The organism is Janthinobacterium sp. SUN033 (genome assembly GCF_030397595.1).
Classification (GTDB): domain Bacteria; phylum Pseudomonadota; class Gammaproteobacteria; order Burkholderiales; family Burkholderiaceae_D; genus Janthinobacterium; species Janthinobacterium kumbetense.
Map to the genome: position 1 here is coordinate 1502583 of NZ_JAPQNV010000001.1, position 21969 is coordinate 1524551.

17 protein-coding genes are annotated in these 21969 nt (G+C 65.8%); 8 read left to right on the top strand and 9 right to left on the bottom strand.

Annotated elements, in window-relative coordinates; all coding sequences use genetic code 11:
* Nucleotides 1-7: 7 nt before the first annotated feature.
* The 3 genes from OX460_RS06845 to OX460_RS06855 are packed head-to-tail and all read right to left on the bottom strand — an operon-like array spanning nt 8 to nt 3066.
* Nucleotides 8-1030 carry an LLM class oxidoreductase gene (locus OX460_RS06845; RefSeq protein ID WP_289898168.1) on the bottom strand — a complete coding sequence of 341 codons (1023 nt, stop codon included), beginning with the start codon at nt 1028-1030 and terminating at the stop codon, nt 8-10.
* 18 nt (nt 1031-1048) lie between these two features.
* Nucleotides 1049-1672 (bottom strand): glutathione S-transferase family protein, encoded by a 624-nt coding sequence (locus OX460_RS06850; RefSeq protein ID WP_289898169.1) that lies wholly within the window; start codon nt 1670-1672, stop codon nt 1049-1051.
* Nucleotides 1669-3066 carry an MFS transporter gene (locus OX460_RS06855; protein ID WP_289898170.1) on the bottom strand — a complete coding sequence of 466 codons (1398 nt, stop codon included), beginning with the start codon at nt 3064-3066 and terminating at the stop codon, nt 1669-1671. The genes OX460_RS06850 and OX460_RS06855 overlap by 4 nt, the downstream gene beginning before the upstream one ends.
* A gap of 123 nt (nt 3067-3189) precedes the next feature.
* On the opposite strand from OX460_RS06855, the gene gcvA reads away from it, so the two are divergent.
* Nucleotides 3190-4092: a transcriptional regulator GcvA gene (gene gcvA, locus OX460_RS06860; protein WP_289898171.1), complete on the top strand. Its 903-nt coding sequence runs from the start codon at nt 3190-3192 to the stop codon at nt 4090-4092.
* Here the strand turns inward: gcvA and OX460_RS06865 are convergent.
* On the bottom strand, nt 4089-4346 hold the full coding sequence (locus OX460_RS06865) for a hypothetical protein (protein WP_289898172.1): 258 nt from the start codon (nt 4344-4346) through the stop codon (nt 4089-4091). The two genes, gcvA and OX460_RS06865, sit on opposite strands and share 4 nt — an antisense overlap.
* A 425-nt stretch (nt 4347-4771) precedes the next feature.
* Between OX460_RS06865 and OX460_RS06870 the strand changes: the two genes are divergently transcribed.
* From OX460_RS06870 to OX460_RS06885, 4 genes are all read left to right on the top strand, one after another.
* Nucleotides 4772-6577, top strand: coding sequence for an alpha/beta fold hydrolase (locus OX460_RS06870; protein ID WP_289898173.1), 1806 nt, complete (start codon nt 4772-4774; stop codon nt 6575-6577).
* Between the two features lie 23 nt (nt 6578-6600).
* Nucleotides 6601-7446, top strand: coding sequence for a universal stress protein (locus tag OX460_RS06875; protein ID WP_289898174.1), 846 nt, complete (start codon nt 6601-6603; stop codon nt 7444-7446).
* A 101-nt stretch (nt 7447-7547) separates the two neighbouring features.
* Nucleotides 7548-8606 carry an alpha/beta fold hydrolase gene (locus tag OX460_RS06880; RefSeq protein WP_289898175.1) on the top strand — a complete coding sequence of 353 codons (1059 nt, stop codon included), beginning with the start codon at nt 7548-7550 and terminating at the stop codon, nt 8604-8606.
* Nucleotides 8607-8685: 79 nt separating this feature from the next.
* The gene (locus tag OX460_RS06885) at nt 8686-9384 is read left to right on the top strand and encodes an alpha/beta hydrolase (protein ID WP_289898176.1); all 699 of its coding nucleotides are present in this window, start codon (nt 8686-8688) and stop codon (nt 9382-9384) included.
* Between the two features lie 9 nt (nt 9385-9393).
* Here the strand turns inward: OX460_RS06885 and OX460_RS06890 are convergent, their stop codons facing one another.
* A complete protein-coding gene (locus OX460_RS06890) occupies nt 9394-10380 on the bottom strand; it encodes a magnesium and cobalt transport protein CorA (RefSeq protein ID WP_289898177.1) in 987 nt (328 codons plus the stop codon).
* A 185-nt stretch (nt 10381-10565) separates the two neighbouring features.
* On the opposite strand from OX460_RS06890, the gene OX460_RS06895 reads away from it, so the two are divergent.
* From OX460_RS06895 to OX460_RS06905, 3 genes are all read left to right on the top strand, one after another.
* The gene (locus OX460_RS06895) at nt 10566-11093 is read left to right on the top strand and encodes a sigma-70 family RNA polymerase sigma factor (protein WP_289898178.1); all 528 of its coding nucleotides are present in this window, start codon (nt 10566-10568) and stop codon (nt 11091-11093) included.
* Between the two features lies 1 nt (nt 11094).
* Nucleotides 11095-12063: a FecR domain-containing protein gene (locus tag OX460_RS06900; protein WP_289898179.1), complete on the top strand. Its 969-nt coding sequence runs from the start codon at nt 11095-11097 to the stop codon at nt 12061-12063.
* A gap of 62 nt (nt 12064-12125) precedes the next feature.
* Nucleotides 12126-14546, top strand: a complete 2421-nt coding sequence (locus OX460_RS06905; RefSeq protein WP_289898180.1) for a TonB-dependent receptor — start codon at nt 12126-12128, stop codon at nt 14544-14546.
* A 60-nt stretch (nt 14547-14606) separates the two neighbouring features.
* Here the strand turns inward: OX460_RS06905 and OX460_RS06910 are convergent, their stop codons facing one another.
* From OX460_RS06910 to OX460_RS06925, 4 genes are all read right to left on the bottom strand, one after another.
* Nucleotides 14607-16163, bottom strand: coding sequence for a hypothetical protein (locus OX460_RS06910; protein ID WP_289898181.1), 1557 nt, complete (start codon nt 16161-16163; stop codon nt 14607-14609).
* A gap of 479 nt (nt 16164-16642) precedes the next feature.
* The gene (locus tag OX460_RS06915) at nt 16643-19162 is read right to left on the bottom strand and encodes an ATP-binding protein (RefSeq protein ID WP_289898182.1); all 2520 of its coding nucleotides are present in this window, start codon (nt 19160-19162) and stop codon (nt 16643-16645) included.
* A gap of 10 nt (nt 19163-19172) precedes the next feature.
* Complete coding sequence (locus tag OX460_RS06920) at nt 19173-20201, bottom strand: NrtA/SsuA/CpmA family ABC transporter substrate-binding protein (protein WP_289898183.1); 1029 nt, start codon at nt 20199-20201, stop codon at nt 19173-19175.
* Nucleotides 20198-21835 carry a response regulator gene (locus tag OX460_RS06925; RefSeq protein ID WP_289898184.1) on the bottom strand — a complete coding sequence of 546 codons (1638 nt, stop codon included), beginning with the start codon at nt 21833-21835 and terminating at the stop codon, nt 20198-20200. The genes OX460_RS06920 and OX460_RS06925 overlap by 4 nt, the downstream gene beginning before the upstream one ends.
* Nucleotides 21836-21969: the final 134 nt, after the last annotated feature.

A 21969-nucleotide genomic window follows, 5' to 3' on the forward strand; every position in this document is an offset into this window, starting at 1 on the left:
GCCGCCTTCACCAGCGCGGCACGGCCTTGGCCGGCGCCGCATGCGAGGGAAAATGCGGCAGCACTTCCTGCGCCAGTTCCTGCAGCACCTCCGCGGCCGGGCGCTGGCCATGCTGGATGCCCAGCGCCGCATGGTTGACGCCAGCGTCCCGCCATTCACCGAGCAAGTCGATCAAGCCCTTGCGTCCCGTGCGCAGCACATAGCCGCTGCGCACGGGCGTGCGCGGATAATCGGGGTCGTCCACCAGGTCCAGCCACTCGTTGCACATGTGCGGGCGAAAGCCGCCATCGGGTATGCAGGCGCGCCAGGCGCGGATCTTGTCCGCCAGCCGGCGCGGCCCGTCCGGCGTATCCGTCGCTTCCGGATACGTCAGCCATCCATCGGCGTGGCGCCCGATCCACTCCAGCGGCTGGCCCGAGGAACTGGTGACGACGAGGGGAATGGCGCCCGCCACGGGCTTGGGCAGCAGTTCGAGGCCCGCCAGGCTGCCCAGCGGGCCGTCGATGCTGGCGGGACCTGCCCGCAGCAGCTGGCGGAACATGTGCACGGCCTGCGCATAGCGCGCGCCGCGCGTGGCATACGGCACGCCATACGCGGGAAATTCGCTGGCCCGGTCGCCCGACGCCGTGCCCAGCACCAGGCGTCCGCCCGACAGCTGGTCGATGCTGGCGGCCGCCTTGGCCAGGTCGATGGGATGGCGCAGGGTGAAAATGGCGCTGCCCGTGGCCAGGGCCAGCGAGTCCGTGCGCGCCGCCAGATACGCCAGATAGGTCCACGGGTCGAACAGCTGGCCCGCGTCGCCGAAGCGCGGGTCGAACAGGGGAATGTCGCGCACCCAGGCGGCGGCAAAGCCTTGCCGGTCCATGGCGGCGACCAGGTCCTCCTGGCCGGCCAGCGCCTGCATGTCGCCCTGGTAAAAGCGCAGCGGCAGATAAATGCCGAGGGTGAGCGCGCCGGGCGCGAACATGCGGCGGTAGCCTGCATGGTGGGCAAACGCGTGCGAGGACGCGCCGCCGGTATCGATCGTCATATTGTTCCTTGATGTAGGTCAAGCACCCGTGGCGGGCGCGGGAAGCGTGATGCCCAGCTGCACGGCCGGACGGGCCGCCACGCGGGCGTACCAGGCGGCCACGTGCGGCCAGTCATCGAGCTTGAAGCCGACCAGGTCGGCGATGTGCAGCCAGCCGAAGCTGGCGATGTCGGCGATGGAATAGTCGTCGCCGGCCAGATAAGCGTGGTCCGCCAGGCGGCCATCCATGGTGGCCAGCGCCGCGTCGCACAAGTGGCGGAAGTGCGCCGTGGCGACGACATCCGCCCCGCCGTCGGCCAGTTCAAAATGCACGCGCTGGCCCAGCATCGGCCCCATGCTGGCCGCGTGAAATTGCAGCCAGGTGATGGCGGCCCAGCGCTGCCGTGGCTGCGCCGGCAGCAAACGCCCCGTCTTTTCCGCCAGGTACAGCAGGATGGCGGCCGACTCGAACACGGTGATGCCCGTGTCGTGGTCGACCAGCACGGGAATGCGCCCGTGCGGATTGAGGGTCAGGAAGGCGGGCAAGCGGTGCTCGCCCTGTTCGATGCGCACATGGCGCAATCGATAGGGCAAGCCCAGTTCGGCCAGCGCGATGGTGGCCTTGAAACCGTTGGGCGAGCTGTCGGTATAGAGCTCCATCATGACGCCGCCTCCTGGCGCGCGGCCTTGCCGGGCAGGATGGCGATGGCGCAGGCCAGGCCCGCCGCCACCAGGCAGGCGGAAACGAGGATGGCGCTGCTGTAGCCTTGCGCGGCCGTGCCGCCGCCGGCCAGCACGGCGATGCTGACCGCCACGCCCACGGCCAGGCCGACGGCCGAGCCGACTTCCTGCGTGGTCGTCAGCATGCCGCCCGCCAGGCCATGGTCCGCTTCCGGCACGCCGTCGATGCCGGCCACCGTCCAGGCGGGAAACGCCAGGCCATAGCCGATGCCGGCCAGTACGGTGCCGGGCAGGATGGAGGCGGCCCACGACGCCAGCGTGGCCAGCGACGCGCCCAGCATGGCCAGGCCGCCGATGAACAGCAGCATGCCGCCAACGATGACGGGCTTGGTGCCGCAGCGGGCGATCAGCGCCGGTCCGGCCCACGCGCTGGCCAGCGTAAAGGCGACGGCCATCGGCAGCAAGCCCAGTCCCGTGCGCGTGGCGGAAAAGCCCAGCACTTCCTGCATGGCCAGCGCCACGACGACAAAGGTGGGGCCGAGGGCCGTATTGGCCAGCAGGGAGACGATATTCGCGCCGCCCGTCGAGCGGCGCAGGAAGACGGCCAGCGGCATCAGCGGCGTGGCCACGCGCCCCTCCACCCAGACGAACAGCGCCAGCAAGGCCAGCGCCAGCGCGACCAGGGCAAACGTGAGTGGATGCGCCAATCCCACATGCTCGCTATTGGCAAAGGCAAACACCAGCGTCGCCGCGCCCGACGCCACCAGCAGCGCGCCCCACACGTCGAGCGAGCCGCCAGCCGCGGCGGCATCGGGCCGGCCCTGGGGCAAGGCCGGCGACAGGGCCAGCACCAGCAAGCCGACGGGCACATTGATCCACAGCACCCAGCGCCAGCCCAGCAGGTCCGTGATGAAGCCGCCCAGTATCAGTCCCGCGACAAAGCCGCTGGCCGCCACGGCCGTCCAGGCGCCGAGCGCCCGGTTGCGCTGCGCCGGCTCGGGAAACACGGCCAGCAGCAGCGAGAACGCGGCAGGCGAAAACATGGCGGCGCCGAAGCCCTGCAGTGCGCGCGTGGCCACCAGCATGGCCGGGCTGTGCGAAAAGCCGCCCAGCAAGGAGGCGGCCGTGAACAGCAACAGCCCCGCGATGAAGACGCGGCGGCGGCCAAACAGGTCGGCCGCGCGCCCGCCCAGCAGCAGGAAGCCGGCGATGGCCACGCCATACGCATTGATCACCCATTGCAGCCCGCCGGGCGTGAAGCCCAGGCTGTGCTGGATTTGCGGCAAGGGGATCATGGTGATGGAAAAATCGAGCAAGGCAACGAATTGCGTGGTGCACAGCAAAAGCAGGCAAAGCTGCCGATGTGAAAGTAACATGGAGATCCTATCGATATAGTTTTACTCGACGTCAAAAGAACGCCGAACTCCCCTATAATGCGTTTTCCAAGAGCGAAACAGAAACGATGTTTTTTCGCGCTTAACTTTAGAAAAACTATATCGATGACGCATCCTTTACCGCTCCAGGCGCTGCGCGCCTTTGTCGAAGTGGGCCAGCGCGGCAGCATCAAGGCGGCCGCCGAAGCGCTGCACGTGACGTCGGGCGCCGTCAGCCAGCAGATCCGCCTGCTGGAAGAACGGGTCGGCATGCCCCTGTTTACGCGCGAACGCCAGGGCTTGCGCCTGACCGAGGCGGGCGCCAGGGTCCACCCCGCCCTGCTGGGCGCCTTCGCGCAGATCGCCGGCGCCAGCCAGGCGCTGGAAGACATGGGCGCGCGCCAGACGCTCACCGTCAGCACGGTCGCCACCTTTGCCGCCGCGTGGCTGGTGCCGCGCCTGGGCCGCTTCAACCAGCGCCATCCCCATATCGAGGTGCGCGTGGAAGCGACATCCGCGCTGGTCGACCTGCGCCGCGACCGGGTCGACGTGGCCTTGCGCCACGGCCTGGGCGACTATCCGGGCTTGCAGGTGACGCGTTTGATGGCGCCCGTGCTGGTGCCCGTCGCCAGTCCATCCCTGATGGCGGGCCAGCCGCCCATCGCCACGCCGGCCGATTGCCTGCGCTACCCGCTGCTGCACGATACGGACCGCGCCGACTGGTCCCTGTGGCTGGCCGCGCATGGCGCGCCGGACGGCAGCGAGGATGCGGCGCGGGCGCTGCGCGGCTCGGCCTTCGAAGATGATTTTCTGTTGATACGCGCGGCCGAGGCGGGCCAGGGCCTGGCCCTGGTGCCGCAGCTGTATGCGCAGGAAGAAATCGCCGCCGGGCGCCTGGTGCAAGTGCTGGACTTGCCGTGGCCCGCGCGCTTTGCCTACTACCTGGTGACGCGGCCCGACGCAGCCGCGCGCCCTGCCGTGCAGGCATTCATGGCATGGATTTGCGAGGAAGCGCAGGCCACGCGCTAGAACACATCGCCGCCGGCCGCACACGACACCACGCCGCACGCGGTGCTGAACAGCACCGGCACGCCGGCGCGTCCCATGGCGATGCAGCTTGCGGCGGGCAGCACGGCCAACAGCAGCGCCAGGTAGGCGAGCACCTGCAGGCGGCCCAGGGCCGGTCGCACAGCGCCCGCGGTATCGCGCGCCATGCCGCGCCTGAACGCCGTATTGCCCCTGCAGGCATCTGCCCTGCCGCTTGTCATCCAGTTCGTAAGCATGTCCCTCTCCTCGATTCCGGTTACCAGCCTGTCCCGCCGGCTTGAACGGCCTGCACGCCTGCTGGTCAGGCTGTAATGGCATTTTGCTGCATAAATTTACCAAATACAATAAATAAATCCAAAAAGAAACAATTTTTTTGGTTTGCCAGCATGCATCGTGGCGCAAAGAAATCCGCCTTGACAGAGTGTAGAATGGGGCACTGGAGGCTGGCGCCGCCATCAAATCCGGGTATCGCCGCATGAAAAATTCAACTTTAATCATTGCAATCAGTAAATTCGTTGGAATGCATTTCATATATGCAACAAACGGACTCTGCCATCCCGGCGGCAGGTTGCCGGCCGCAGGCATCCGGCCAAACTTGATGTAGATCATAATTTTTTGAACAAGCTCTTGCTATCCTGTAAAAAAATGACGGGAGCCCCGGATGAACAAGACGCAGTCGAGCAATGCGGAGCAAAAGTTTGCACATGAGCGCCTGGGCAGCGCCTGGCAAGGCGTGCCGGTTCCCGGCTATCCGGAAAGCGCGCCGGAAGGCGCCACGCTCGACCTGCTGCTGAACGCCTGGCTGGGCAAGTTCACGGGCGGCATTTCGCCGGCCGCGCTGGGCAACGCGTATGCCGACTGGCTCAGCCACCTGGCGCTGGCGCCGTCGAAGCAGCAAACGCTGCTACAGGAGGCGTGGAAGAAGATCGGCCGCTGGCAGCAATATGCCTGGCAATCGGCCCTGACCGGCGGCGCCGCCGAGCCGCCGTGCATCGCGCCGCTGCCGCAGGACCGGCGCTTCGACGACCCGGCCTGGCAACGCTGGCCCTACAATCTCGTCTACCAGGGCTTCCTGCTGCAGCAGCAGTGGTGGCACCGCGCTACCACGGGCGTGCGCGGCGTCTCGCCGCACCACGAGGATGTCGTCACGTTCACCGTGCGCCAGTGGCTCGACATGCTGGCGCCGTCGAACTTCCTGCTGACCAATCCCGTGGTGCAGCAAGCCACCCTCGCGAGCGGTGGCGCCAGCCTGGCGCGCGGCATGGTCCACGCGGCCGACGACTGGCAGCGCGCCGCCATGGGCGCCGGCGCGGCCGGCGAAGCCACGTTCAAGGTGGGCGGAAACGTGGCCGTCACGCCGGGCAAGGTGGTCTACCGCAATGACTTGATCGAATTGATACAGTACGCGCCCGCGACGGAGAGCGTGCATGCCACGCCGCTGCTGTTCGTGCCCGCCTGGATCATGAAGTTCTATATTCTCGACCTGTCGCCGCACAATTCGCTGGTGCGCTACCTGGTGGGCCAGGGCCACACGGTGTTCATGATTTCCTGGAAAAACCCGCAGGAAGAAGACCGCGAACTGTCGCTGGAAGACTACCGCCAGCTGGGCGTGATGGATGCGCTCGACGCCGTTGCCCGCATCACGGGCGCGCCGCAGGTGCACGCGGCCGGCTACTGCCTGGGCGGCACCCTGCTGGCGATCGCCGCCGCGACGATGGCGCGCGACGGCGATGCGCGCCTGGCCAGCCTCACCATGCTGGCCTCGCAGGTGGACTTCAAGGAGCCGGGCGAACTGTCACTGTTCATCGACGACAGCCAGGTCAGCTTCCTGGAAGCGGCCATGTGGAAGCAGGGTTACCTCGATACGAAGCAGATGGCGGGCGCCTTCCAGTTACTGCGCTCGAACGATCTGATCTGGTCGCGCCGCTTGAACCACTACCTGCTGGGACAAGATGAACAGGACAGCGACCTGATGGCCTGGAACGGGGACGCCACGCGCATGCCCTGCCGCATGCATTCGGAATACCTGCGCCGCCTGTTCCTGCACAACGACCTGGCCGAAGGCCGCTACCGCACGGCAGGCCGCCACATCGCCCTGTCCGACATCGATGCGCCCATCTTTGCCGTCGGCACCCTGACGGATCACGTGGCGCCGTGGCGCTCCGTCTACAAACTGCAGTTGCTGACCGACACGGACGTCACCTTCCTGCTCACCTCGGGCGGCCACAATGCGGGCGTCGTCTCGCCGCCGGGCCAGCCGCGCCGCAGCTACCAGCTGGCCACGCACCGCCACGACGCGCCCTATGTCGACGCGGACAGCTGGCAGCGCGACGTGCCGCACCATGACGGTTCCTGGTGGCCCGCCTGGCAAGCCTGGCTGGCGCAGCAAGCGGGCGCGCAAGTGGCGCCGCCGGCCATGGGCCCCGACCTGGGTGACGCGCCGGGCAGCTACGTGCTGCAGACCTGACAACTGACAACCGAGGAAACGCCATGCCCTACACCACCCTGCTGGTCCACGTCGACAATTCCCGCCACTGCGCCCAGCGCATCCGCCTGGCCGTGCGCCTGGCCATCGCCGAAGGGGCGCACCTGATCGGTTCGGCCATGAGCGGCATCTCGCGCTATGCATATGGCGGCGGCGTCAACGCGCTGCAGTTTGCGCCGGCGCAGATGCAGGCGCTGCGCACCCAGGCCAGCGAAGCCTTGCACGACTTCGAGCGCATCGCGCGCGAGGAAGGCCTGGGCGCCTACGAAACGCGCTTCGTCGACGACGACGCGCAAGGCGCGCTGCTGCTGCAGGCGCGCTATTGCGACTTGCTGATCCTGGGCCAGACGGATGCGCAGGATACGCCGTCGCGCGTCATCGCCGGCACGGCCGAATACCTGATGCTCCATTGCGGCCGGCCCGTGCTGATGGTGCCGCACGCGCCCTCCGCCGCGCCGGCGGGCGCCGCGCAGCATCCGCTGCTGGCCTGGAACGGCAGCGCCGAAGCGCTGCGCGCCATCACCGATGCGCTGCCGCTGCTGCAAAAGGCGCGGCAAGTCACCCTGGCCGTCGTCAATTCGCACGCCCAGCCGGCCGCGCACGGCGAGCAGCCGGGCGCCGACCTGGCCCTGTACCTGGCGCGCCATGGCGTCAACGTCGAGGTGCTGCAGCACGACACGCCGCCGGGCCAGGACGTGGGGACGGCCCTGCTGACCATGGCTGCGCAGCGGCGCTGCGACCTGGTCGTGATGGGCTGCTACGGCCACATGCGCCTGCGCGAAGCGCTGCTGGGCGGCGTCACGCGCACGGTGCTGCAAGAGACGACGTTGCCGGTGCTGGTGTCGCACTAGCGCGGCCGGCGGGCCTTCAGCCTTCCTTCACCCGCCCCTCATCCACGCTTCATGCGCGGCGGCGACACTGCTCATGCCCTTACCCACACCAGGAGTACAGCATGAGCAAGACACCCGGCGCCCCCGCGCATTTCCACGCCCGCAGGCACTTTCTGTCGGGGATGACGGCGCTGGCCGGCCTCGCCGCATGCGGCGGCAGTTCGCTGCCGCGCGCCTCCGCCGTGACGGACCGGCAGATCGGCGTCGCCCCCGGCGTCAGCCTGCACGTGCGCGACTGGCCATCGGCACGGGGCGGCAGCGACGACGTGATCGTGCTGCTGGCCGGCCTGGGCGCCAATGCGCATGCGTTCGACAGCCTGGCGCCCGCGCTGGCGCGCCGCCACCGCGTGCTGGCCGTCACGCGGCGCGGCTACGGTTCGTCGAGCAAGCCAACGCCCGCCAGCGACGCCAGCTACTCTCCCGCCACCCTGGTGGCCGACCTGCTGGCCGTGCTGGACGCACTGAAGGTGCCGCGCATCATCCTGGCCGGGCATTCCATCGCCGGCAACGAGCTGACCCTGTTCGCGGGCAGCCACCCGCGGCGCGTGCGGGGCCTCGCCTACCTGGATACGACCTTCGATTACCTGGCCAGCGGCGGCTATGAAGAACCCGCACCGACGCCCTATGACGAACCGCCGCCCGGCCAAGCCGACCTGGCATCGCCGGACGCCTCGATCGCCTATGCCAGGCGCATCAACAAGCAATGGTGGCCCGCGCTGGAAGCGAACTGGCGCGATGCGCTGGAAGTGTTGCCCGACGGTTCGGTGCGGCCGAACACGCCGCCCGCCATCGCCAGGGCCATGGACGTGGCGGCGCACAATTTTTCGCCCGACTACCGCCGCGTGCGCGTGCCGGCGCTGGTCGTCACCGTCGATCCCGGCACCTTGCGCAACCTGTTTCCATGGCTGTTGCAAGCCGATCCCGCCACCCGGGCCGCCGCGCAGGAAGTACTCGACTTTATCCGGCCCCTGCGCCTGGCCGACGGCGAGCGCCTGGCCGCCGCCCTGCCCGGCAGCAGCCACCTGGTAATGCGCAACGGCTTCCACAGCGATTTCTTCATCGAGTACGAGAGCACGGTGGTCGATGCCATCGAGGCCATGCGCTGGGAAGGTCTACAATAGGCGTGCAGCCAGCCGCCGCGCAGTGCCTTTTCGAACACGGCGCGGTCTTCTCCGTTTCCCTTGTCCCAAGGAGTTCCGCATGAGCAAGCAAGCCACCATCGTCCTCGTCCACGGTTTCTGGGGCGGCGCCGCCCACTGGAGCCGCGTCATCGTCGAATTGCGGCGCCACAGCCACACGGCCATCCGCGCCGTCGAACTGCCCTTGACGTCGCTGGCCGACGACGCCGAGCGCACACGCAAGATGGTGGCGCAGGTCGATGGCCCGGTGTTGCTGGTGGGACACTCCTACGGCGGCGCCGTCATCAGCGTGGCCGGCAATGCACCGAATGTGGCGGGCCTCGTGTACATCGCCGCCTTTGCCCCCGACGCGGGCGAAAGCCCGGGCAGCATCACGCAGGAACACCCGCCCCTGGGCGCAGCCAGCCTGGAAGGCGACAGCGACGGCTATCTGTGGGTCAAGCCCGAGCAATACCATGACAGCTTTTGCCAGGACCTCGACGCGGAAGAAGGCGCCGTGCTGGGCGTGGTGCAGAAGGCGCCGCTGGCCAGCACCTTCGGCGACACCGTCGGCGACCCGGCCTGGAAACATAAGCCCAGCTGGTACCAGGTGTCCAGCGCCGACCGCATGATTTCCCCCGTCAACCAGGAGCGCATGGCGGCGCGCCTGCAAGCGAGAAAGGTCATCACCCTGAACGCCAGCCACGCCTCGCTGGCTTCGCGCCCCGTGGAAGTGGCGGCGCTGATACTGGAGGCGGCAAGCGCGCTGGCCGCAGCGTAAGCTTGCCGGCTACAGCCAGCCTTCGCGCTTCAGGCGGCGGTGCAGCCACCAGCAGCCGGCGATGATGACGACGATCACGGCCGGATAGCTGCCGCGCCACTTCAGCTCCGGCATGAATTCGAAGTTCATGCCGTACAGGCTGAAGACCATGGTGGGCACGGCCAGGATGGCGGCCCAGGCGGCCAGACGCTTGACGACCTCGTTCTGGCGGATGGAAATCTGCCCCAGCGCCACCTGCATGGCCGAATTGACCAGCTCGCGCATCTGCCCCGCCGTATGCGTAACCCGTTTGACGTGGTCGAGAATGTCGCGGTAATAGATGCGGTTTTCCTTGGGCACGATATCGCCATGGAAACGGATCAGCTGGGTGCAGATGTCATGCAGGGGGTTGACGGCCGCGTCGAGCTTCAGCAGCTCCGTCTTGAGCTGGTAGAAATCCTGCAGCTTGTCTTCGCTCAAGCTGGGCTTGAACAGCTGCAGTTCATGGTGCTGGAAGCGTGCCTGCAGATGGTCGATGCAGGGCTGGTACTGGTCGACGATGAAATCGATGATGGAATACAGCACGTAGCCGGGGCCGCTGGCCAGCTTCTCGGGCACGCTTTCCTTGCGTTCGCGCAACTTCGCATAGCCAGCCGAGGCGCCGTGGCGCACCGTGATGATGAAGCGGGGGCCGAGAAAGACGTGGGTTTCGCCGTAGACGATGGCCTCGCCATCCAGGGTGGCCGTGTGCATCACCATGAACAGGGTGTCGCCGTACTCTTCCAGCTTGGGGCGCTCGTGCGCGCCCTGCGCATCCTCGACGGCCAGTTCGTGCAGGCCGAAGGCCGATTGCAGCGCGTGCATGGCCGTGACGTCGGGGCTGGCCAGGCCGATCCACACGAAACAATCGGGGTCGCCGAGGAAGTCGCCCACCTTGTCGATATCAAAGTGCGCGATCTTCTTGCCGTCGCGATACGCTTCGCAATTGACGACGGCGGCGTGGGTACTCAGGTCCATGGTGTTTTTCGGCCAGGGGCAGCAATATTGGGGGGCCAGTATAGCGGAAAGCCCATGATTGCCATGCCAATCCGGCTGCCGCATTGACATTCGGGCACGTCAATGTAAAATGAGAACCATTCGCATTTAAGAAGAGCCTGCATGCGCCAGCGGCACGGGACTTCCGCGCCAACCTGGAGTGTGCCGTGACATATGCCGTATCGCCTGCCGCCGATTCTCAAAGCCCCATGTCATTGAGTCAGCTGTATGGCCAGCACCATCCGTGGCTGTTGCGCTGGCTGCGCGGCAAATTGTCCTGTACGGACCACGCGGCCGACCTGGCGCAGGATACCTTCATCAAGCTGCTGGCCACGCCCGGCGAGCGCGCCGTCACCCTGCGCGAGCCGCGCGCCTACCTGACCACCGTGGCGCGCCGCCTGCTGATCGACCATTACCGCCGCCAGTCGCTGGAACAGGCCTGGCTGGCCACCCTGGCGCAGCTGCCCGCCCCCGTCACGCCGTCGGCGGAAGACCGCTTGCTGATCCTGGAAACCCTGCACCAGATCGACGCCATGCTCGACGGCCTGGGGGCGAAGGTGCGCACGGCCTTCCTGCTGTCGCAGCTGGAAGGCATGGCGTATGCGGACATCGCCGCGCGCCTGAAGGTGAGCGAGCGCACCGTCAAGCGCTACATGGTGCAGGCGTTCGAACAATGCATCCTGCTGCTGGCCTGACATGAGCGCGGCCCTCGATGCACGCGCCGCGCGCGAAGCGGCGCACTGGATGATGCGCCTGCAAGGCGGCGAACTCGACGCTGCCGCGCAACAGGGGCTGGCCCGCTGGCGCGCCGCCCACCCCGACCATGAGACGGCGTGGCAGCGGGCCGAGCAAGTGTGCCGCACCTTCGGCATGCTGCCCCCGCCGCTGGCCATGCCCTTGTCCAGGCAAGTGCTGGACCGCCCGGCCCGCGCGCAGCGCCGCGCCATCCTGAAGACCCTGGCCGTGCTGATCGTCGCCGGACCGGCCGGCTGGGCCATATTGCGCGTGGCGCCATGGCAGGCATGGACGGCCGAGCTGCGCACGGCGACAGGCGAAATCCGCCACCTCACCTTGGCCGACGGCAGCGGCCTGAGCCTGAATACGGCCAGCGCCGCCGATGTCGCCTTCGGCGCATCCCTGCGCTTGCTACAGCTGCGCGGCGGAGAGATACACGTGGCGACCAGCCCCGATCCCCTCGGGCGCCCCTTCATCGTGCGCACCAGCAACGGCAGCATCCGCGCCCTGGGCACGCGCTTCACGGTGCGCCAGGACGACAGCCTGCTGGGCGCGCGCACCCACGTGGCCGTCTCGCAGGGCGCCGTGGAAGTGCGGCCCGCCGAAGGCCGGCCCGTCACCGTGCAGGCGGGCTGGCAAGCCAGTTTCGATGAAACGGCCGCCGGCGCGCCGCAGCCGCTGGCGCCGCACGCAGCCGCCTGGCTCAAGGGCTTGCTGTACGCGGACGACACGCCGCTGGAGCAGGTGCTGGCGCAGCTGGCCCGCTACCGCCACGGCGTGGTGCGCTGCGATCCGGCCGTGGCGCGGCTGCGCGTGTCGGGCGTGTACCAGCTGCGCGACACGGACGCCCTGCTGGCCCTGCTGCAAGCGTCGCTGCCCATCCGCGTGCGGCGCCACGGCCGTTGGTGGATTTCTGTCGAGCCCGCATAAAAATTTTTGAGAACAATGTCCCTTTCCGTCATGTGCCCCGTCAATCCACACAGGACCAACACATGAACGAAGGGAAACAAGCAATGAAGCACTACCGCCACACCAGCATCACCCTGGCCCTGCTGGGCAGCCTGGCCTTGACCGCGCCCGCATCCGCCCAGCAGCAACCGCAGCAGGCGCCCGCGCGCCACTACCAGGTGGCCGCCGGCCCCCTCGGTGCCGTCCTGTCCGCGTTTGCGGCCGACGCCGGGGTCAGCATTTCCGGCGCCGCCGGCCTGTATGCGGGCTTGAACAGCCGCGGCTTGAACGGCAACTACCAGGTGGCCGACGGTTTCGCCCGCCTGCTCGATGGCAGCGGCTTATACGCTGTCGACCAGGGCGGCGGCCACTACGCCGTGCGCAAGCTGCCTTCGGCGGCCGACGCTGCCACCCTGCCCGGCATCGCCGTGCGCGCCACGGCCGAGCGCAGCACGAGCACGGAAGGCACGGGCTCGTACACGACGCCGGCCACGGCCAGCGCCACGGGCCTGGTGCTGTCGCTGCGCGAGACGCCGCAATCGGTCAGCGTCATCACGCGCCAGCGCATGGACGACCAGGACTTGCTGACGGTGCGCGACGTGCTGCGCAATACGCCCGGCATCGCCGTCAACCAGTTCGACACGGAACGCAGCACCTTTTCCGCGCGCGGCTTCGACGTCGACAATTTCCAGTACGACGGCGTGCCCACCACGTATAAGGTGCAGTATTCGGGCGGCGAGTCGGAAATGGATTCGCTGATCTACGACCGCGTGGAAGTGACGCGGGGCGCCACGGGCTTGCTGACGGGCGCCGGTTACCCGTCCGCCTCGATCAACCTGGTGCGCAAGCGGGCCAGCGCCAGGCAATTCGAAGGGCAATGGTCGCTGGCGGCCGGCTCGTGGAGCGATTACCGGGGCACGCTCGACCTGGCCGCGCCGTTGAACGGGGATGGCTCCGTGCGCGGCCGCGTGGCCGGCGCCTGGCAAGACCGCAAGTCGTTTACCAATGGCTATTCGAACCAGCGCCAGCTCGTCTACGCCACCGTCGAGGCGGACCTGGCGCCCGGCACCGTGGCCATGCTGGGCGCCAGCTACCAGAAGAACGACCCGAAAGGTAGTAACTGGGGCGGTTTCCCCCTGTGGTACAGCGACGGCACGCGCACCGATTTCGACCGGTCCGTCACGACGGCACCCCGCTGGGCCGCCTGGGCCACGGAACAGACGAACGTGCACGCCACCGTCGAACATGCGCTGGGCCAGGGCTGGAAAGCGCAGGCGCAAGCCATGTACAGCAAGCACACGGAAGACACGCCGCTGGTGTTCCTGGCGGAGCGGCCCGATAGAATCACGGGCCTGGGCATGCTCGGCTACCCGAACCGCTACATCGGCGCGCGCGACCAGAGCAGCGCCGACATGAAGCTGTCCGGCCCGTTTACCCTGGGCGGACGCCAGCATGAAGTCATCGTCGGGGCCAATTACACGGTGCAGCACGCCGAGTTCAGCGTCAAGGAAGCGCTCGACCCTGAACCGATCGGCAATTTCCTCGCCTGGGATGGCAGCTACCCGCAGCCGGCCTGGGGCGAACTCGTGCTGTCGGAAAAATACACGACCAAGCAATATGGCGCGTATGGCGCGGCGCGCCTGAACCTTGCCGACAACACCAAATTGATACTCGGCGGGCGCTTGAGCCGCTGGGACAAGGACCGCATCGGCTTTGACGGCAGCGCCCGCTTTGCCTTCGCCAAGAGCAAGTTCGTGCCGTATGCGGGCGTGGTGGTGGACCTGAACGACACCTATTCGATGTATGCCAGCTACACGGACATCTTCCGCCCGCAGGAAAACCAGGACCGCACGGGCGCCTGGCTGGACCCGCTGACGGGGCAAAGCATGGAAGTGGGCTTGAAGGGAGAACTGGCCGGGGGCCGGGCCAACGGTTCCATCGGCATCTTTGAAATCAAACAGGATAAGCTGGCCCAGCCGGACGGCGCGCACAGGATTCCCGGCACCACCACGCAGGCGTACTACGCGGCGCGCGGCGCCACCAGCCGCGGCATCGAGGGGGAATTGTCTGGCCGCCTGGCGCCGGACTGGAACGTGACGGCCAGCGCCAGCCACTTCCGCGCCAGGGACCGCGAGCAACAGGATATCAACACCCTGTCGCCCCGCTCGACGGCGCGCCTGTTCACCACCTGGAAGGTAAAGCCCGACCTCACGGTGGGCGGCGGCGTCAACTGGCAAAGCAAGTTCTACTTTGACGACGAAGGCCCGAACGGCAAGGAAAGAGTGACGCAGGAAGCCTACAGCACAGTCAGCCTGATGGCCACGTACCAGCTGTCGCGCCAGTTGACGGCCCAGCTGAACGTGGAAAACACGCTGGACAAGAAGTACATCAACATCAACACCTACGCGCAAGGCACGTATGGCGTCCCGCGCAGCGTGCGGGGGACGTTGACGTACCGGTTTTAACGTAGCAGCCAGTATTTAGCGTACACGCAGGACGGGCACTGGTAGCAACACGATTCATGCCTATCTAAGCTCGTCCGTGTGCGCGGTCGCGTATTTCACGTGCAATTCAACATGAAAATTCGGAGCATCGCATGGTTTCCAATCAAATGAACTCGTTCGGACATCGGGTGTGCATGACCCAGCCAAGACCCGATCAGGCTCAACTCCAGCAATCAACCCTGCTTCCGACACAATCTTGATATTGTCGTCATTCATTACCTTCCTGATTGCATTGGCAACTACCCGGGCACGTAACTGCGACTGCTGAAAATACTTATTGCCATCTTTATCGTTGGGAAGTAGTACATTCTGATTCTGGCGAACGCCTTGCACAAGGACCAAAATGCTGCGCGGAACACCCGCGCCACGAACTGTCAAGAGTACGTCGTGCAGCCGCTCCAGAATGTCAGCGTTCAACTCCTCGCCACGCGATTCAAGTCCAAGGTCATGCGTAAGATCGAAACAAATATCCATCGCAGGACTGCTGGTAATGACACGCAATGAAACCGAGTCGAATCGAAGGGAAATTTTTCTTCGCACCACCTGCTCGGTACCGAAGATAGTGGAGCGATCCGGCCCTCGCAGGCTGAAGCTCACAAGAAAGATAGCGCCTATGCCTGTCCACATTACATCAGCGCCATGCAATAGCAATCGCCCCTCTGCAGTTCTACGACAGTCCAGAATAGGTCTGCCTATAAATTCGGTGGCGCGTTCAATCGTACCCAATTCCGCCTCAGCTACCTCAATACTTACATTCGAGCTTCGAATACCCATGGCATTGAAAGCCATCTGCGGCAATGTCATGGGTCCGGAGTAAAAAAGCACAAAGGCAAGTGGCAAAAAAAAGAAAAAAGCATATTGCCACCAAACGACTGAACGTATGGATTGGCGCGTAACCGCGTCTGGCTGCTCGCTTGACGTCACCGTAATCAGCATCAGCAAGGTGAAAAATCCAGCCAGGAAGCAGCCGATTAATAAGAAGGTAAAAACCATCAAGCCTTTGACGAGAACCAGACTCAACATCACGATGAACACGACGAGGGAAAATAATACTGAAAAAAAGCCGCGCAGCGGACTTGGCAGCTTATTGAGTGGAGTCCTGCTATTTCTCGTCGCCCCCTTGCGAAATTGACGTATTTTCTTTGGAATCCAACGCAAACGGGGCCACCAGCGAGAAGTCGGAAGGGCCGCTATTTCCTGGATATATCGCAATGGACGAAATGGCGATAATTTCTTACGCCTGAACCGGCACTTGTATCTTATGTAATTGACAATCTGCAGTAACCATAAAGCAGAAAAAGTTCCATAAATCCAGAGTATTCCATATATAAAACTGAAGGCCAACGCAATAAATACAAACAAAATTATCTCGCCTGGCGCCAAGGCGGAAGGGAAAAATTTAATTGAAAATAAATATGAAAATACGACGATAGCGCCAATAGCAATGGCAATTTTGTATGCCAATGATGCGAGGTGATTGACGTTTTCTATGCGTTTGGTATTGGCATCGTTTCTTTCTAGCACCTCAGTTGGCATTGGCGCGTCTGTCGATGGGGTATATTGATTTCCGGATGACATACCCCCCTCCGTTGACAATAGTAATTAATCATGGCACCCAAAATATGGGTGTCGTACAGACATATATAGACCTAAAATAAGACCTCTCCCTTACGGAATAATTCGCTCCTCGCCCAAAAAAACCAGTACATTGCGGCGGCAGCGGCAGGGTCTCACTGTCCGCACGCTCGAGGTCACGGCGCCGCCATTGCAGCAGCAGGATGCTCTCAGCCATCATACTCAGATAGGATCGCGGATGGCTACCAGCTGTCCCGTGTGCAGAATGCGCACGACTGTTTCGGAAGCCACGTCTTGCGCTTCTGTTTTGTTGAGCAGCCGTAACAGCAGGCGTTGCAGCACCCATCCCCCGTATCCCGTAAAACAGGCGGGCCGCCAGCGATTGCTCATGCGGCAAGAGAGATAGTACGGAGACTCATCTATCAGACTCACGAATGATAATGATTCTGATTGTATTTTTACATCGGACCGCCGGCACGGCCCTACCCCGTCGAAATGACCATGTTCAAGGCGCGCCGCAATTCCTTCAGCCGGGGCGGCTTGCCCAGCACGCAGTTGACGTGTTCCGGGTAGTCGCTGTCGGCCGCCAGGCGCTGGCCCCAGCCCGTGAGCATGATGATGGGCGTGGCCGGCGAATGCTGGCGCACGGCGCTGGCCACCTTGCGCCCGTCCACGTGGGGCATGCCCAGGTCCGTGATGACCACCGCGAAATGCTCGCCCCTGTCGCAGGCGGCCAGGAAACAGTCGATGCCGGCCTGGCCGCCATCGGCGGACACCACGTCGTGGCCGTCGATTTCCAGGATATCGCGCAGGGACTTGAGCACCATCGGGTCGTCGTCCACCACGAGGATGCGCAGGCGCGGCGGCACAGCGTGGGCCGTGTCGGGCACTTCGACCCCCTCGCCTTCCGCGCAGGCGGGAAACGCCAGGCGCACCGCCGTGCCCTGCCCCGGCGCCGTGACGATGTCGATGCCGGCCCCATGGCGCTCCATCATGCCGTACACCATGGCCAGGCCCAGGCCAGTGCCCCGCTCGCCCTTGGTGGTAAAAAACGGCTCCAGGCAGCGGCGGCGCGTATTCTCGTCCATGCCGATGCCCGTGTCCCCCACTTCGACCTGCACCTGCCGTACCCCGGCCTGGCCTGACGCGCCGATGCAGGCCGTGCGCACGGTCAGGGTGCCGCCTTCCGGCATGGCGTCGACGGCGTTGAAGACCAGGTTCGTCAGCGCTTCGCGGATTTCGCCCACGCTGCCGGGCAGCATGGGCAACCCGTCCGTCAGCTCCATGCGCAGGGCGATGACGATGCCGCGCTGCTGCGGCATGTCGCTCCAGCGCGCGCGCGTCAAGTCCAGCACCTGCTGCACCACCAGGTTGACATTGATGGGCGACAGCGCCAGTTGCGGTTCGCGCTGGCGGTAAAATTCGCGCATGCGCGCCACGGTGGCGGCCACGTCGTCGATGGCCCGTTCGATGACTTCCAGGCAATGCCGGCCCTGCGGACTGAGATTGGTTTCCGTCTCCAGCAAGGACTCGGTGTACAGGGCCACGGGGGAAATGGCGTTATTGATATCGTGCGCGATGCCGCTGGCCATCTGCCCCAGCGCGCGCAGGCGCTCCTGCTGCATTACCGACTGCTGGGTCTGGCGCAAATCGTCATACGCGCGCTGCAGCGCGCCATAGAGCTGCGCCTGGTTGGCGGCCAGCGCCACATGCTCGCTCAGCTGGCTGAGGAATTCGCATTCGCCGCTGGTGAAGCTGTGCGCGGCACGGCGCGCCACGATCAGGATGCCGAAGACCGTGTTTTCAGCCAGCAGCGGCGCCATGACGAGGGCGCGCAGCCCCCCTTGCGCCAGCCGCTGCGGAAACGGAAACGCCACATCGGCGATATCGGCTTCATACACGAGCTTGCCGCGCACGCAGCTCGACAGGCCATTTTCGTCGATGGGAATGTGCGCGTGTTCGCTCATCATGAACGACTGCGCCAGCGCCTCGCTGCGCACGCCCACGCACGTCACCTGCAGCGCGTGCTGCGACGGCTCATACAGGCAGATGCAGCTGAAATCGATGGGCAGCTGCTCTTCCAGGCTGCGCACCACCACCTGGAAGATGCTGCGCAAGTCCTGCCGCTCGCCGATCGAGCGCGTGATCTGCTGCAGCAGGTTCAGGCGCTCGAGCTGTTCATGCACCTTGCGCTCGGCCAGCTGGCGTTCGGCGATCTGCGTTTCCAGGGCGGCATTCGTGTGCGCCAGCTCGTCGCGCGAGACGGTGGTGCGGCGCAGCTTTTCCGTCATGCCGTCGAAGGCGCGCGCCAGGTCGCCGATTTCATTCTTGGTGTGCACGCCGAGCGCAAAATCGAGCTTGCCGGCGCCGACGATCAGGGTACCCTGGCGCAGCTTTTCCAGCGGTCCCGTGACGCTGGTCATGGTGAAGTAGATCAAGCCGGCCACCAGCGCGATGATCATGCCGCCAAACAGCATCACGGCCACGTTGGCTTGCTGCTGCGCCTCCAGCACGCCTTGCCGGCTCAATTCGGACAGCCGCATCGCGTCCGAGATCATGCCCTGCACCTTGCCCATGATCTGGCCCGACAGGCGCGCTTCCAGCTCGCCCAGCACTTCGCGCCGCTGCGGGTCCTGCCCCAGCTCGCGGTGATTCGCGACAAACAGCTCGAACAGGCCGCCCACGCCGGCCAGGTCGCCCTGCAATTCGCGCAGCAGCTTGCGCTCTTCGTCGCCGTTGAAGGCGGGCGTGGCCAGCAGGCCCGTGGACAGCGACTCGCTGCGCAGCTGCCACTGGGCGCGCGTGCGCGCGCCATGGTGCAGCGCGTATTCGATCGACAGGTAGCGCAGCGACGTGACGGCTTGCAGGATATCGGCCGCCGCCTTGTTCTTCGCCAGTTCGCGCTGCATCGCCATGGTGGTGGAGAACAGCACGGCGACGATGATGGCCACCAGCACCACGCAAAACAGTTGGGCCAGCTTGAAGCGCGTGACGATTTTCACGGTGGCCCTCTCAATGAATGACCGTCACGGCCGATGGCGCCACGGCTTCCAGGCCGTCCAGGTAGACGGCGTCGAGGAAGTTCGGCATGTCGCCGCGCTCGCCCAGGCGGTTCTTGATGGCCCAGCGCGCCTCATCTTCCAGCGCCAGCAGCAAGCCCTGGTCGAGCACGACGCCAAACTGATAACCGTGCCAGGCCGCCTGCAGGCGCGCAGCTTCGCCGGGCGACGCCCTGGCAAACAGGGCGCGCGCGGCGTCGGGTTCGTCCTGGCAAAAGCGCGCGCCGGCGATCAGCGCGCGCAGCACCTTGCGCATCGTCGCCGGGTGCGCACGCACGTAATCGCCCGCGCCGGCCACGTTGAACAGGCCCGCATACACGTCCTCGCCATAGAAGATGGCCGCCTTGCCCGCGATGGCGTGCGTCATGGCCGTCAGGAACGGTTCCCAGCCGGCCGCCGCATCGACCTCGCCCCGCGCCAGCGCAGCGGCCAGCTGGTCCGGCGCGTAGTTGTGCAGGGTGACTTCGCCGGGCAGCAGCTTCTGGCGGTTCAGGAAGGCGTCCAGCGCGAACTGGCCGGAGGTGCCCAGGGTCACGCCGATGCGCTTGCCCTTCAGGCTGGCGGGCGTGGACACGCCGCGGTCCAGGCGCCCCACGATGCCGTGGTCGCGTTCGGCCTCGAAGATGCTGGCGATGATGACGACGGACTGGTTCTTCAGGCTCGCCAGCACCACGGGAATATCGGACACGGTGCCCAGGTCGGCCTGGCCCTGCAACACGGCTTCCAGCGACGCCTTGCCCGACGAGTAGGATTGCAGCCGCGCGTGGATGCCTTCGCGCGCGAAATAGCCCTGCCCGTGCGCGGCCAGCACGGGGCAGCTGCCCACGTATTCCGCGTTCACGGCCAGGCGCAGCTCTTCCACGGGGACGGGCGGCGGCGCGGGACGGGCAAACAGCCGCCAGAGGGCGATGGCGGCCAGCACCGCCAGCAGCAGTGCGGCCGCCAGCCAGACCGTCCGCCGCGCTGGCGTCGGGCCGCTCATGCGCTGCACTGCGCCGTGGCCAACTCCAGCGCGCTGTTGACGGCCTCGGAAAACGCCACCACGTCGACCGGCTTGGTGAGATAACGGTAAAAACCGGCCGCCAGCCCCTGGCGGACATCGCCGGGACCCGCCACGGCCGTCAGGGCGATGACGGGAATATGCGCCGTGCGGGCATCGGCGCGCAGCAGCTGCATGACTTGCGTGCCGCTGATGTCGGGCAGATCGATATCCATCAGTATCAGCTGCGGCAGGTGGCGGCGCGCCATCTCCAGGCCCGTTTGCCCGTCGCCGGCCGACAACAGGTCGAGATCGGGGCGAAAATGGATCAGGCCCGCCACCAGGGTCACGTTCAGGGGATTGTCTTCCACATACAGCAGCGTCTTGCGCTCCGGCAACGCTATCGGCTCGGCGCGCCGGGCAATGGCGGGCGGGCGCGGGCTTTCCTGCAGCGGCTGGCGCGCCGGGCAACTGGCGATGTCGAGCCAGAAGGTGCTGCCGCGCCCCGGCGTGCTGGCCACGCCGAGCCTGGCCTGCATGGCTTCGGCCAGGCGCTTGCTGACCACCAGTCCCAGGCCCGTGCCCTCCTCGTCGCGCGCATCGCGTCCCAGGCGATTGAAGGGCTGGAACAGCGCCTCGAGCTGCGCGGCGCTCAACCCGGCGCCCGTGTCGCGCACGGACAGGCGCAGCCGGCGCGCATCGACGGGCTGGCAATCGACGTGGATCTCGCCCTGTTCGCGGTTGTACTTGACGGCGTTCGACAGCAGGTTGATCAGCACCTGCTTGAGGCGCGTGCGGTCGGCCAGCACATGCAGGCCGACCGCTTCCACGAACGTCAGGGTGATGCCGCGCTTGTGCGCCAGCGGCTCCATCATTTGCCAGCATTCGTGGTAGATGCCGGCCAGGTCCACGGGCTCCATCGACAGCGACATATTGCCCGACTCGATCCTGGCGATATCGAGGATATCGTTGATCAAGGTCAACAAATGCCGGCCGGCGCCGAAGATGTGCGAGGCAAAGGTTTTTCTTTCCTGCGCCGTGGAGGGGATGGAATCGGACGTCAGCATCTGCGAAAAGCCCAGGATGGCGTTGAGCGGCGTGCGCAGCTCGTGGCTCATGCTGGACAGGAAATTGGTCTTTTCCTGATTCGCCCGCTCGGCCACTTCGCGGGCCAGCTGCAAATCCTTGTTCATGGCGTCGAGTTCGGCCGTGTGCTGGCGCAGCAGCAGTTCCAGGCGCGCATTGGCGATGCGCAACTGGCGCGTTTCCAGCGCCCGCGCCAGTATCAGCAGGATGCCCGACACCTTGAACGGCTTGACGACGTAATCGAGCGCACCCGCCTGCATGGCCTGCACGGCCGAAGCAATCGTGCCTTCGCCCGTCATGATGATGCAGGCCAGGTCGGGATCGATCTGCCGCGCCGCTTCCACCACGGCGATGCCGTTCATGCCCGGCATCATCAGGTCGACCAGCAGCAGGTCGAACGATTCGACGGCCAGCAGCGACAGCGCCGCCTCGCCCGAGGCGAGCCCCGTTGTGTCGTAGGCCTGGCCGCGCAAGGTGTCGCACAGCGCGCGCACATGCGCCAGCTCGTCATCGACGATCAGTATCCGCGGCGGCATTGGTGAGCTGTTCATGCATTCTCCTGGCGGCATGGCCTTGCGGACCGGGAACTTGCCCCGCAACATGCGTTCCGAGCATAGCACTTGAAAATTACCAAAAATACACGCTTTGTCACGCGCACGGCGGCGCCAGGACGCCAGGCCGAGGC

Excerpts from the sequence above, each read along its gene's own strand:
- OX460_RS06855 (WP_289898170.1), bottom strand. The coding sequence starts at position 3,066 with ATGTTACTTTCACATCGGCAGCTTTGCCTGCTTTTGCTGTGCACCACG.
- OX460_RS06890 (WP_289898177.1), bottom strand. The coding sequence starts at position 10,380 with ATGGACCTGAGTACCCACGCCGCCGTCGTCAATTGCGAAGCGTATCGC.
- OX460_RS06875 (WP_289898174.1), top strand. The coding sequence starts at position 6,601 with ATGCCCTACACCACCCTGCTGGTCCACGTCGACAATTCCCGCCACTGC.
- OX460_RS06905 (WP_289898180.1), top strand. The coding sequence starts at position 12,126 with ATGAACGAAGGGAAACAAGCAATGAAGCACTACCGCCACACCAGCATC.
- OX460_RS06920 (WP_289898183.1), bottom strand. The coding sequence starts at position 20,201 with ATGAGCGGCCCGACGCCAGCGCGGCGGACGGTCTGGCTGGCGGCCGCA.
- OX460_RS06885 (WP_289898176.1), top strand. The coding sequence starts at position 8,686 with ATGAGCAAGCAAGCCACCATCGTCCTCGTCCACGGTTTCTGGGGCGGC.
- OX460_RS06845 (WP_289898168.1), bottom strand. The coding sequence starts at position 1,030 with ATGACGATCGATACCGGCGGCGCGTCCTCGCACGCGTTTGCCCACCAT.
- OX460_RS06910 (WP_289898181.1), bottom strand. The coding sequence starts at position 16,163 with ATGTCATCCGGAAATCAATATACCCCATCGACAGACGCGCCAATGCCA.
- OX460_RS06900 (WP_289898179.1), top strand. The coding sequence starts at position 11,095 with ATGAGCGCGGCCCTCGATGCACGCGCCGCGCGCGAAGCGGCGCACTGG.
- gcvA (WP_289898171.1), top strand. The coding sequence starts at position 3,190 with ATGACGCATCCTTTACCGCTCCAGGCGCTGCGCGCCTTTGTCGAAGTG.
- OX460_RS06850 (WP_289898169.1), bottom strand. The coding sequence starts at position 1,672 with ATGATGGAGCTCTATACCGACAGCTCGCCCAACGGTTTCAAGGCCACC.
- OX460_RS06870 (WP_289898173.1), top strand. The coding sequence starts at position 4,772 with ATGAACAAGACGCAGTCGAGCAATGCGGAGCAAAAGTTTGCACATGAG.
- OX460_RS06925 (WP_289898184.1), bottom strand. The coding sequence starts at position 21,835 with ATGAACAGCTCACCAATGCCGCCGCGGATACTGATCGTCGATGACGAG.
- OX460_RS06865 (WP_289898172.1), bottom strand. The coding sequence starts at position 4,346 with ATGCTTACGAACTGGATGACAAGCGGCAGGGCAGATGCCTGCAGGGGC.
- OX460_RS06880 (WP_289898175.1), top strand. The coding sequence starts at position 7,548 with ATGAGCAAGACACCCGGCGCCCCCGCGCATTTCCACGCCCGCAGGCAC.